13 protein-coding genes are annotated in these 12,045 nt (G+C 57.3%); all 13 read left to right on the forward strand.

All coding sequences use genetic code 11. From position 1 onward, the window contains the following. Positions 1–61: 61 nt before the first annotated feature. The 13 genes from QZL71_RS01040 (at position 62) to QZL71_RS01100 (ending at position 11,981) form a co-directional block, all read left to right on the forward strand. Complete coding sequence (locus QZL71_RS01040) at positions 62–421, forward strand: ComEA family DNA-binding protein (protein WP_005941875.1); 360 nt, start codon at positions 62–64, stop codon at positions 419–421. Between the two features lie 41 nt (positions 422–462). After that, positions 463–2,850: a polyphosphate kinase 1 gene (ppk1, locus tag QZL71_RS01045; RefSeq protein WP_044953673.1), complete on the forward strand. Its 2,388-nt coding sequence runs from the start codon at positions 463–465 to the stop codon at positions 2,848–2,850. 202 nt (positions 2,851–3,052) lie between these two features. After that, positions 3,053–3,475, forward strand: coding sequence for a M23 family metallopeptidase (locus QZL71_RS01050; protein ID WP_294647479.1), 423 nt, complete (start codon positions 3,053–3,055; stop codon positions 3,473–3,475). Next, positions 3,472–3,957 carry a peptidase gene (locus tag QZL71_RS01055; protein ID WP_294647383.1) on the forward strand — a complete coding sequence of 162 codons (486 nt, stop codon included), beginning with the start codon at positions 3,472–3,474 and terminating at the stop codon, positions 3,955–3,957. Before QZL71_RS01050 ends, QZL71_RS01055 begins: the two co-directional genes overlap by 4 nt. 65 nt (positions 3,958–4,022) lie before the next feature. Next, positions 4,023–5,885, forward strand: coding sequence for a TIGR03960 family B12-binding radical SAM protein (locus QZL71_RS01060; protein WP_294647385.1), 1,863 nt, complete (start codon positions 4,023–4,025; stop codon positions 5,883–5,885). After that, positions 5,860–6,504 carry a TIGR03936 family radical SAM-associated protein gene (locus QZL71_RS01065; protein WP_294647387.1) on the forward strand — a complete coding sequence of 215 codons (645 nt, stop codon included), beginning with the start codon at positions 5,860–5,862 and terminating at the stop codon, positions 6,502–6,504. The genes QZL71_RS01060 and QZL71_RS01065 overlap by 26 nt, the downstream gene beginning before the upstream one ends. Before the next feature lie 215 nt (positions 6,505–6,719). Beyond that, positions 6,720–7,061, forward strand: coding sequence for a 50S ribosomal protein L19 (gene rplS, locus QZL71_RS01070; protein WP_022257134.1), 342 nt, complete (start codon positions 6,720–6,722; stop codon positions 7,059–7,061). 170 nt (positions 7,062–7,231) lie between these two features. Next, positions 7,232–7,780 (forward strand): signal peptidase I, encoded by a 549-nt coding sequence (lepB, locus tag QZL71_RS01075; RefSeq protein ID WP_097775640.1) that lies wholly within the window; start codon positions 7,232–7,234, stop codon positions 7,778–7,780. Next, on the forward strand, positions 7,777–8,700 hold the full coding sequence (ylqF, locus tag QZL71_RS01080) for a ribosome biogenesis GTPase YlqF (RefSeq protein WP_005941918.1): 924 nt from the start codon (positions 7,777–7,779) through the stop codon (positions 8,698–8,700). The genes lepB and ylqF overlap by 4 nt, the downstream gene beginning before the upstream one ends. After that, positions 8,697–9,344 carry a ribonuclease HII gene (locus tag QZL71_RS01085; protein ID WP_097782137.1) on the forward strand — a complete coding sequence of 216 codons (648 nt, stop codon included), beginning with the start codon at positions 8,697–8,699 and terminating at the stop codon, positions 9,342–9,344. Before ylqF ends, QZL71_RS01085 begins: the two co-directional genes overlap by 4 nt. Beyond that, positions 9,341–9,703, forward strand: coding sequence for a YraN family protein (locus QZL71_RS01090; protein ID WP_005941923.1), 363 nt, complete (start codon positions 9,341–9,343; stop codon positions 9,701–9,703). The genes QZL71_RS01085 and QZL71_RS01090 overlap by 4 nt, the downstream gene beginning before the upstream one ends. Positions 9,704–9,802: 99 nt before the next feature. Further along, on the forward strand, positions 9,803–11,263 hold the full coding sequence (thrC, locus tag QZL71_RS01095; protein WP_294647388.1) for a threonine synthase: 1,461 nt from the start codon (positions 9,803–9,805) through the stop codon (positions 11,261–11,263). A gap of 34 nt (positions 11,264–11,297) precedes the next feature. Further along, a complete protein-coding gene (locus QZL71_RS01100; protein WP_005941928.1) occupies positions 11,298–11,981 on the forward strand; it encodes a metallophosphoesterase in 684 nt (227 codons plus the stop codon). Positions 11,982–12,045 lie beyond the last annotated feature (64 nt).

Below are 12,045 nucleotides of genomic sequence, written 5' to 3' on the forward strand. Positions count from 1 at the left end.
GTGCAAGGCTTCTGCAAATTCTTTCGCAGAAGCCTTTCTTTTTGGAGGAAAGTCAGGTACAATGAGAGAAACGCATCTTCTGGTCCTGCAAAAGAAGGAAAAACTCTTTCTTGCGCTGTCGCTGGCGGCGGTGGTTTTGTGCACAGTGCTGGCCTTTGGCTTTGCCGTGCCGCTGCAGGCTGCCGAACCGCAGGTCCTGCCGGATACGACCGGGCTGGAACAGTATGTGCTGGTGGATCTGAACACTGCTGATCTCTCTGCGCTGTGCACACTGCCGGGCGTAGGGGAAAAGCGCGCACAGACGATTCTGGATTACCGGACGCAGAATGGCCCGTTTGAACGGGTAGAAGATGCAGCCAATGTTCCGGGCCTGACACAGACCATTGTGGATTCCTGGGCAGGAATGGCAACCGTGAGCTGAGCCGCAGCCGGCGGCCCGGCGCAGCAAAAAGGGGAATGATTATGAGTGACGATACCATTTTTATCAACCGGGAACTGAGCTGGCTGGATTTCAACCGGCGCGTTCTTGCGCTGGGCAAAGATAAAAATGTTCCGCTTGCAGAGCGGGTCAAATTTCTTGCAATCTACGGCTCCAATTTGGACGAGTTTTTTATGGTGCGTGTGGGTTCTCTGCAGGAGCGCGCCAATCTGGAACAGGAACAGGGCAAAAAGGTCAAGAGGGAAAACAAGACCAACATGTCCGCGGCGGAACAGCTGACTGCCATCATGCCCAAAACGGCACAGCTGCAGGAGGAGTGCGATAAATACTACGCAAAGGCGCTGGAAGCACTGGCGGAGTGCGGCTGGCGCAAGGTGGATCTTGACCACTTGTCCAAGGAGGACGAGCACTTCTGGAAGAAGTACTTCCAAACGGAGCTGTTCCCCATCCTCAGCCCGCAGATCGTGGATAACCGCCATCCGTTCCCATTCCTGCGCAATAAGGAGATTTACCTTGGCGTTCTGCTCAAGGAAAAACACCCGGCAGGGCAGAGCCTTGGCATCATTCCCATTTCCAGCCAGATGGAACGGATGCACGTTGTAAAAAAAGACGGCGAAACGCAGTTTGCACTTACCGAAGAGCTGGTGCTGCACTTTGCGGCCAGCATCTTTGGCAAAGAGACGATTCAGGAAAAATGCCTTTTCCGCGTTACCCGCAATGCGGATATCGACGTAAAAGAGGGCATGATGGATCATGATATCGACTACCGCGAGATCATGACCGAGCTGCTCAAGCGCCGCCGCAAGCTGGCTGCGGTGCGTCTGCAGATCACGCCTGCCCCGGCCCCGGAGGTAGAACGCCTGCTGTGCAACCGTCTGCTGCTCACCCATAAACGGGTGTTCGAGCAGAAAAGCCCGCTGGATCTGAGCTTTTTCTACAAGCTCACCGGCCGCATGGAAGCGGAGGGGCGGCCGGAACTGTTCTACCCGGCTGCACGGCCCATGCTGCCGCCGCCGGACTACGACCTTGCCGCTGAGGTGCAGAAGCACGATGTGCTGCTCAGCTACCCGTACCAGTCCATCCGGCCCTTCATTGCCATGCTCAAAAAGGCTGCCCATGATCCTGAGGTCATTTCCATCAAAATGACACTGTACCGTATGGCGCGGGAGTCCCAGATCGTGCAGGCGCTGATGGAAGCCGCTGAGAACGGCAAAGAGGTGGTGGCGCTGGTGGAGCTGCGCGCCCGCTTTGACGAGCAGAACAATATCGACTGGTCGAAGCAGCTGGAAAGCGCAGGCTGTACGGTCATTTATGGCTTTGATGATTACAAAGTGCACTCCAAGCTGACCCTTATCACCAAAAAGAGCAAAGAGGGCTACTCTTATATCACCCAGATTGGCACCGGCAACTACAACGAAAAGACCAGTGAGCTTTACACGGACTACTCCTTCATTACGGCAGACCATGGCATTGGCGAGGAAGCTTCCAATGTGTTCCAGAACCTTGCCGTGCAGAAGCTGACTGAGGAGAGCGACCGGATGCTGGTAGCACCGCTACGCTTCAAGAGCGTATTGCTGGAAGAGATGGATCGTGTCATTGCTGCCGCCCACATGGGCCGTCCGGCATCCATGATCCTGAAAAACAATTCCATCAGCGACCGGGATATCATCCTGAAGCTGCAGGAAGCCAGCTGTGCCGGTGTGCGCATTGATATGATCGTGCGCGGCATCTGTTGTGTGCGCGCCGGCGTGCCCGGCAAGACGGAGAACCTGCATATCCGCAGCCTTGTGGGTCGTTATCTGGAGCATGGCCGCATTTACAGCTTCTTCGATGGTGCACATACCCGCATCTATATTGCATCCGGCGATTTCCTCACCCGCAACACCGAGTGCCGCGTGGAGGTGGGCGTGCGCGTGGAGGATCCCGTGCTGGTGCGGAAGCTTACCGACATTCTGCAGCTGCAGCTGCGGGATAACGTCAATGCCCGCGAGATGCGCCCGGACGGCAGCTACCAGAAGGTAAAGCCCGCTGAGGGCGAAGCACTGGTGAACGGCCAGATGGGCATGTATGAGCTGTTGAAAAATGACTGGACGCAGCCGGAGCCTTGGAGGCTTTCTGCCGCTGCGCAGGAAAAACAGCCTGAACCTTCTGCCGAAGCAGGAAAGCCAGAACCTGCGAAAACGGAAGTAGCTCCCGCTGCAAAACAGGCAGAAGCTTCTCACCCGGAATCTGCTGCGGCACCGGAAAGCGGCGACCGCTTTGACCAGCTGGAACAGATGGTCAATCATAAAAAGCGTACAGAGCCGCAGCCTGCCCCTGCAGCCAAGCCGATAAAGCCGGTGGTGGTGGAGACACCCGCCCCCAGAAGCCGCCTGAAACGGATTTTGGATTTCTTCAGGTTACGCAGATAATATTTGCAAGACCCGACAGAGCAAACCCTCTGCCGGGTCTTTTTGCGTGTTTGCCTGCATAAATAAAAAGCAAACGGAAGGCGGGAGGCAGAAGGTGCGGGCAAAGCGATGGGGACGAGCCGGGCACGGCAGGGAGCAGCCCAGACGGAGGGTGATTTTTCTGGCAGTTTTAGCCGGACTGTTGGTGTGCGTGGTGCTTCCGGTGAGGGCGCAGAAAAAAACGGGGAAGCTCTGTTTCCCGCTGGACACCACACAGTACCGTGTTTCGGACGGATACGGCTGGCGGCAGGATCCTTTTACCGGGGAAAGGACGTTCCATAAGGGCATTGATCTTGCCTGTGCAGAGGGAACAGACGTGATTGCTGCGGAAGGCGGTGCGGTGGTGCAGGCATACTGCAGCACAAGCTATGGCACCTGTCTGCGTGTTCTCCATACAGATGGCAGCGAGTCACTTTATGCCCATTTGCAGTACGCCTATGTCCGCCCGGGCGAGGTGGTGGAAACAGGGCAGCTGCTGGGCGCAGCAGGGCGCAGCGGGCGCGCTACGGGAGCACACCTGCATTTTGAACTGTACCGGAAGGGAACAGCCTGTGACCCAGCGGATGCGCTGGGCCTTTCCTCATGAAGCTGCATGATTCCCGGCAGCTGGGGCCGCTGGTGTTCCGCGACCCGCTGCTTTTGTGTAGCGCACTGTATTTTCTGCTCTACTTTGATGCAAGCGGCTTTCTGCGGCTGGGGCTGCTGGCGGCGTTCCTGCACGAGTGCGGGCACATTCTGGTGTATTGTGCGCTGCTGCGCCGATTTCCGGTCATTGAGGTGACCATGACTGGCTTTTGTATGCGGATGGACGCTCCGGCCCGGGGCCTTTCACCGGGGCAGCTCTTCTGGCTGGCTGCTGTAGGCCCGGCGGTCAATTTCATGCTGGCAGGCATCTGGGCACTGCGGCTGGAACAGGAACTGACCATCCGCGGCAGTGCCTTCTGGGCGGCAAATCTGCTGACCGGGGGATTCAATCTGCTGCCTGTTCCACCGCTGGATGGGGCGCAGCTGGCATCCTGCCTGTGCGAAATGCGGCGTGCAGGCAAAAAGTTTAAGGGAAATGATTGAAAAAACAGCTCATTTCGGGTACAATAAAATGACGTGTAAAAATGGACTGTTTATTGGAGGACTCGATGTTTGATCCAAAACTGAAAGAAGCACTGGGACGGGTACAGAAGCCCGGCCGTTATACCGGCGGAGAACCCGGCAGTGTATATAAGGACAAAGAAAAAGTGGATGTCCGCTTTGCGTTCTGCTTTCCGGACACCTATGAGGTAGGTATGTCCTTCCTCGGCGAAAAGATCCTGTATGAGCTGCTCAACAGCCACGAAAACTGGTGGTGCGAGCGTGCTTTTATGCCGTGGCTGGATATGAAGGCCGAGATGGAGCGTCTTGGTCTGCCGCTCTACACCATGGAGAGCAAGGATCCGCTCACCGCTTTTGATGCAGTGGGCTTCACCCTGCAGTACGAGCTTTCCTATACCAATATTCTGGCTATGCTGGATCTGGCGGGCATCCCGTTCTATTCCAAGGATCGCGATGAAAGCTGGCCGCTGATCGTGGCGGGTGGCCCCTGCGCCTGCAACGCGGAACCCATTGCGGATTTTTTTGATGTGGTCCAGCTGGGTGAGGGCGAAAACCAGCTGCCCGGCATCTGCGCCGAGATCGAAAAGGCCAAGAAGGAGGGCGGCGTTTCCAAAAAGGAACTGCTGCAGCGCATTGCAAAGATCCCCGGCGTCTATATCCCGGCGTTCTACGATGTGGAGTATTACGAAGATGGCCGGGTCAAGGCCATCACCCCCAATGAGCCGGGCATCCCGGCGCGCATCACCAAGGCCATCATCAAGGACCTGAACGAGTTTGCCCCGCCCACGAATTTCGTGGTGCCCATGGTGGGTGCCATTCAGGACCGCGCCAGCATCGAGGTGCTGCGCGGCTGTGTGCGTGGCTGCCGTTTCTGTCAGGCGGGCTTTCTGTACCGTCCCATGCGCCAGCGTGACGCGGGCCTTCTGAACAGGGCGGCGCAGGAGCTGTGCGCTAACACCGGCTATGAAGAACTGAGCCTTTCCAGCCTGTCCACCTCTGACCACGGGCAGCTGGAAGAGCTGCTGGACGATCTGAACGAGTGGGCACCCAAGGAGCATGTGAGTCTGTCGCTGCCTTCGCTGCGCGTGGACAACTTCTCCCAGAGCCTCATTGAAAAGACCACCAAGGTGCGCAAGAGCGGCCTGACCTTCGCCGCCGAAGCCGGCACCCAGCGCCTGCGCAACGTCATCAACAAGAATGTCACATGGGATGAGATCGAAAAGACCTGCACCATTGCATTCAACGCGGGCTACACCTCGGTCAAGCTCTACTTCATGATGGGCCTGCCCACTGAGACCATGGAGGACATTGAGGGCATCGCAGAGACGGCGCAGAAGGTGGTAGACCTCTATTATTCGCTGCCCAAGCGCGGCAAGGGCAAGGGTGTACAGGTGACCATCAGCTGTGCCTGCTTTGTGCCCAAGCCCCATACGCCGTTTGAGTTCGTGCCCATGGACACCGAAGAAATGCTGCGCGCCAAGCAGAAGCACCTGCTGGAAAGTGTGCGCAGCCGCAAGATCAAGGTCAACTACCACGACAGCACCACCAGCTTTCTGGAGGGCGTGTTCGCCAAGGGCGACCGCCGCCTTGCCCCGGTCATTGTGGAAGCCTACAAGCGCGGCTGCTACTTCGACGGCTGGGAGGAGTGCTTCAAGTACGACACATGGCTGCAGACCTTTGCTGATCTGGGCATCGACCCGGCATTTTACTGTCAGCGCCCCATTGGTCTGGACGAGGTAACGCCCTGGTCCCATATGGACTACGGTGTTACCCACGAATATCTGGTACGGGAGTACCAAAAGGCTCTTACCGCCCAGACCACCCAGCCCTGCAACCGTGCCTGCCACGGCTGCGGTGCAAATCACCTGTTAGGAGGTCCCTGCTTTGATTACAGTCAGAATCTCGTTTGAGAAAAAGAATGAGGCCTCCTACATCTCCCTGCTGGACCTGCAGCGGGTGATGCAGCGGGTGCTCAAGCGCAGCGGCCTGCCGGTGTGGCATACGCTGGGTTTCAATCCCCATATCTACATGACCTTTGCCTGCCCGCTTTCTCTGGGGCAGGAGAGCGAGTGCGAGTGCGTGGACGTCAAGACCGAAGCGGAAGCTCCGGATTTTGAGCAGTGGAAAGCGGCCCTCAATGCCATCATGCCCGCAGGCATCGTGATCACGCACGTTGGCCCGGTGCAGATGAAGGCGGACCTCATTGCCTACGCATGCTATCGCGTCACCTACCCGGCGGCAGCGGCTGCGGCGCTGGATCAGTACAACGCGCTGGAAAGCGCCCCGGTGGAAAAGCACGGCAAAAAGGGCAACAAGATCATTGAGCTGAAGGAACATCTGCCCAAGGTGGAGTACACCACGGAGGGGGACAGCCTGCACATTGAGCTGTGCCTGCCCGCTGCGCAGGAGCTGAACCTGAACCCCTCGCTGCTCACCGGCTTTCTGGAAGAAAAATTCGGCCTGCCTGCCGTCAGCGCCAACATCCTGCGCAAAAAGTTTTTGACGGCAGATAAGCAGCAGTTTGTCTGATCGGAGCGTGAAAGACTGTCTGTTGGGCAAAACAGAAAATTTTTGCATTTATTTTGGTCAGAACGCTTGCATTTACGCAGGTTTTGTGATATCCTATTTAGGCGTTAGTGTCCGCTGAGACCACAGCGGGGTTAATGACAATATCATTAAACGGGCGGTCCTCTGACGGCAAAGTGCCGTGTATGAACGTCTAAAAACAAATGGAGGATTCAAAAATGGACGCACTGAAGATTATTTCTGAAGGCAGCATCAAGGCTGAAAAGCCCCAGTTCAACGTTGGCGATACCGTCCGCGTTGATGTTCGTATCAAGGAAGGCGACCGTGAGCGCATTCAGGCCTTTGAGGGCACTGTGATCGCAAAGAAGCACGGCGGCGTTGCTGAGACCTTCACCGTTCGCCGCGTTGCTTACGGTGTTGGCATCGAGCGTGTCTTCCCCATCAACAGCCCCTTCGTTGAGAAGGTCACCGTTGTCCGCAAGGGCAAGGTCCGCCGCGCAAAGCTGTTCTACCTGCGTGGTCGTACGGGCAAGGCTGCCAAGGTCAAGAGCGATATTTGATCATCCCCGATTTGAAACGGGAGAAAAGGGACAACCTTGTTGTCCCTTTTTTCTTTATCAAAATTTCGGAAAAAATGCGGCTTTTTGCAGGCACCGTTCTTGCGAAGAGCCTGTCGGCTGCGGTATAATCGGGTCAGCAGTGTAAAACCAGAAGGTGAGGTGTACCGGATATGGAAAAACAGGAACAGGCAAAGCCCGTGCGTGGGCAGAACCTGCTGGAATGGTACGAGGCATTGATCTCGGCAGCGCTGGTGCTGGTGCTGATCTTTTCGTTTTTCTTCCGCATCATTCAGGTGGACGGCAGCTCCATGGTGCCCACACTGGTGAACGGTGATAAGCTCATCGTGTGGGGAGCAGGCTATACACCGCAGCGTGGTGACGTGGTCATTGTGGACAGCTATACCTCCTACGGAAAGCCGCTGGTCAAGCGTGTCATCGCCAAAGGTGGCGATACGGTCTCCATCGATTATGCGACCGGCACCGTGGCGGTGAACGGCGAGGTCTTGCAGGAGGACTACATTGCAGAGCCTACTTATCTTGGCTATGATGTAACTTTCCCGTATACTGTGCCGGAGGGCACGGTGTTCGTGATGGGCGACAACCGCAACCAGTCGCTGGACAGCCGCTCCACCTATGTCGGCTGCATCGACGAACGGGATATTCTGGGCAAGGTGCTTGTGTGCTTTATGCCCTTTACAGATTTTGGGGTGGTAAAATGAACGAAATGGATACTCGCTTTGCAAACCAGTACAATATTCAGTGGTTCCCGGGCCACATGACCAAGACTCTGCGCATGATGGAGCAGGAGATCCAGCACGTGGATGCCAGCCTTGTGCTGCTGGATGCCCGCATCCCGCTTTCCAGCCTGAACCCGGAGATCGAGCGCATCACGGCCCGCAAGCCGAAACTATACGCGCTGAACAAGGCCGATCTGGCAGACCCGGCTGTAACGGAAGAGTGGATCAAGTATTTCCGTGCGGCAGATGCCGGCTGTGTGGCCATCAGCGCCAAGCAGAAGGGCGGTGCCAATGCGGTAAAGGCTGCCATTGAAAAAGAACTGGCGGGCCTGCTGGAACGCCGCCAGAACCGCGGCATGGGCGGTGCCAAGACGCAGGTGATGCTGTGCGGCATCCCCAATGTGGGCAAATCCACCTTCATCAACACCTTTGCAGGCTCTGCCCGCGCCAAAGCGGCAGACCGCCCGGGCGTGACCAAGGGCAAGCAGTGGGTCAGCACCGACAAATTTGATCTGCTGGATATGCCAGGCGTACTGTGGAAGAAGTTTGACTCCAAGACCATTGCGTCCAATCTGGCCTTTATCGGCTCCATCAAGGATGATATTCTGGATGTGGAAGAGCTGGCCATGAACCTGCTGGACGAGGTGCGCCGCAACTACCCCGACCTTGTGGCCCAGCGCTACAAGCTGGATGCCGAAACGCTGGCCCTGCCGCCCTACGAGCTGATGGAAGCCATCGGCCGCAAGCGCGGTCTGCTGGTGCGCGGCGGCGAGGTGAACACCGAGCGCTGCGCCATTATGCTGGTGGACGAGTTCCGCGCCTGCAAGTGGGGCCGCATCTCGCTGGAGCGTCCGCCGCAGCGGGATGATCTGGCTGATTTTGCCGAGGAGGATGACGAATGAAGCGCCGTTCCGACGAGGAGATCTCGGCTCCGTTGTATGAGTACGATGCCGCTGTACGCAGTCAGTACGGCTGCTTTGCAGGCGTGGACGAAGCCGGACGCGGCCCTCTGTGCGGCCCGGTGTGCGTAGCGGCCTGTATTCTGGACCCGGAGAATCCGGTCTTTGGCATCAACGACTCCAAAAAGCTTACCGAGAAAAAGCGGGAAGCTCTGTTTGATGAGATCATTGAAAAGGCGTTGGCCTACAAAATTGTTTTTGTGGGGCCGGAGATCATCGACCGGAACAACATCCTCAACGCCACCATGGGCGGCATGAAGCAGGCCGTGGAAGAGCTGGACATCGCGCCGAACCTCGTGCTGGTGGACGGCAACCGCACTCCGGCGGGTTTGCAGATCCCGGCACAGCCGGTGGTCAAGGGCGATGCCACCAGTGCCAGCATCGGCGCAGCATCCGTCCTTGCCAAGGTCAGCCGTGACCGCTATATGCTGGAACTGGACAGACAGTATCCGCAGTATCAGCTGGCAAAGCACAAGGGTTACCCGACCAAGCTCCACTATGAGCTGATTGCCCAGTACGGCATCCAGCCGTTCTACCGCCGCAGCTTCCTCAAAAAGCAGGGCTACTGGCCGGAGAACGGAAAGTGAACCGCGCCGAGACAGGGCGCAGGGGAGAAGCTGCTGCGGCCCGCTGGTATCAGAAGCAGGGCTGCAGGCTGCTGGCACACAACTTCCACACCCGGATGGGTGAGCTGGATGTTGTGGTGCAGGAGCCGGATGGGACCATTGTCATCTGTGAGGTCAAGACCCGTGCGGAAGGCTCTCTGGCCAGCCCGGCAGAAGCGGTGGACCGGCCCAAACAGCGCCGCCTGATCCGTGCAGCACAGTATTATCTGCAGCAGAACGGCCTGAGCGATGCACCGGTGCGATTTGACGTGGCAGAAGTGTTCCCTCTTGACAGCGGGCGCTGGATGGTACATATTATAAGGGGCGCTTTTCTCACGTAAAGCAACGGCCCCGGTGGGAAAATGTACGGGCAGAGGGCTTCTCTGCCACAGCAGAAGAGCGTGCTTTGCACGTTCTACGGCGAAAAAGGAGCGACAACAATGCAGTTTTTTAGTACCAGAGACCAAAACCGCAAAGTGACTTCCTCGGAAGCGATCGCACAGGGCCTGTCCAACGAGGGCGGTCTGTTTGTACCGGAAAGCTTTCCGCAGGTGGATGTGAAGGCACTGTGCGAGCTGGACTACCCGGCCATGGCAGCTGCCGTCATCAAAGAATATCTGACCGACTACTCGCAGGATTTCCTGACCGAAGCTGCCCACAAGACCTACGGAGAGACCTTTGGCGGCAAGGCAGGCTATCTTGCCCCGGTGGAAGGGGACACCTATGCCTTAGAGCTGTGGCATGGCCCTACCTGTGCATTCAAGGATTATGCTCTGCAGCTGATGCCGAAGCTTCTGGTGGAAGCCAAAAAGAATCTGGGCCGCACGGAAAAGACCCTGATCCTTGTGGCGACCAGCGGCGATACCGGCAAGGCAGCTCTGGACGGCTACCATGATATCCCGGGCGTGGAGATCGCAGTGTTCTATCCCACGGGCGGCACCAGCGAGATCCAGCGCCTGCAGATGGCAACGCAGGAGGGTGCCAACGTGGCAGTGTACGCTGTGCGCGGCAACTTTGATGATGCACAGACCGGTGTGAAGAAGGTCTTTGGTGACACTGCCATTGCAGCAGAGCTTGCCAAGCGGAACATCCGCCTGTCCAGCGCCAACTCCATCAACTGGGGCCGTCTGGTGCCGCAGATCGTCTATTACTTTGCCGCCTATGCCCAGCTGCTCAAGGCGGGCAGGATCACCTTCGGCGATGAAGTGGACTTCTGCGTACCCACCGGCAACTTCGGCGACATTCTGGCAGGCTACTATGCAAAGCGCATGGGCCTGCCCGTGGGCAAGCTGGTCTGCGCTTCCAATGAGAACAACGTGCTGACCGATTTCCTCACCACTGGCACCTACGCCGCAAAGCGGGAGTTCTTCAAGACCACCTCGCCCAGCATGGACATTCTCGTGTCCTCGAACCTCGAGCGCCTTCTGTACCATGTCACCGGCAGTGATGCCGAGGTGGCGGGCCTGATGAAGAGCCTTGCCGAGACCGGCAGCTATACTGTGCGTCCGGAGACGCTGGCTGCCATTCAGGAGAACTTCTCCTGCGGCTGGAGCAGTGAGGAAGAAGTGGCAGGGGAGATCCGTGTCCGCTACGAGAAGGACAATTACCTGTGTGATACCCACACCGCCGTTGCGTTCCATGTGGCAGCGCAGAAAAAGCGCGAGGGCGTGCCCATGGTGGTGCTGTCCACCGCGTCTCCCTTCAAGTTCCCGCGCAGTGTGCTGGAAGCACTGGGCCGCACCGCCCCGGAAAATGATTTTGAAGCAATGCAGCAGCTGGAAGCAGCTACCGCGCATACCGCACCGGCAAGCCTTGCCGCGCTGCGCCAGAAGCCGGAGCGCTTTAACACCGTGATCGATCCTGCGCAGATCGCCGAGGTGGCGCTGGGCTATCAGGAATAACACATCCTGCTGCATTTAGAACAGGAGAAAAAACATGGCACTTTTTGTGCTTGGCGATACCCACCTTTCTCTGGGTGCTTCCAAGCCGATGGATATTTTTCCCGGCTGGAATGATTATGTGGAGCGCCTTGAGAAAAACTGGCGCAAGCTCATCAAACCAGAGGATACCATTGTATTGGCGGGCGATATCAGCTGGGCCATGCGCCTGACCGATACCCGTAAGGATTTTGAATTTCTGCAGAGCCTGCCCGGGCAGAAGATCATCATGAAGGGCAACCACGATTACTGGTGGTCTACCGTGAACAAGATGAATGCCTACCTCAAAGCAGAAGGCTTTGATACCCTGCACATTCTGCACAACAACTCCTACAGTGTAGAGGGGTATGCACTGTGCGGTACCCGCGGCTGGCTGTTTGATGCAGGCGAGGCCCACGACGAAAAGGTGATGAACCGCGAGATCGGACGGCTGCGCATGAGTCTGGATGCCGCCGAACCCGGTCTGGAAAAGCTGGTGTTCCTGCACTATCCGCCGGTGTATACCGGCACCAGTGCGCCGGAGATCGTGGCCACCTTAAAGGAATACAGCATCAGGACCTGCTACTATGGCCATCTGCACGGCAATGCCATCCGCTATGCGGTGCAGGGTGATGTGGATGGCATCCACTACAAGCTGGTCAGTGCCGATGGGCTGCGTTTTTGCCCGTACCGCATCAATTGAACCGTTAAAACCAATAAAAATTAACAATTTGGGCTGGCAATTGTGTCAGGAGCGTGCTATAATA

It is taken from the genome of uncultured Faecalibacterium sp. (assembly GCF_900066275.1).
GTDB lineage: Bacteria > Bacillota > Clostridia > Oscillospirales > Ruminococcaceae > Faecalibacterium > Faecalibacterium taiwanense.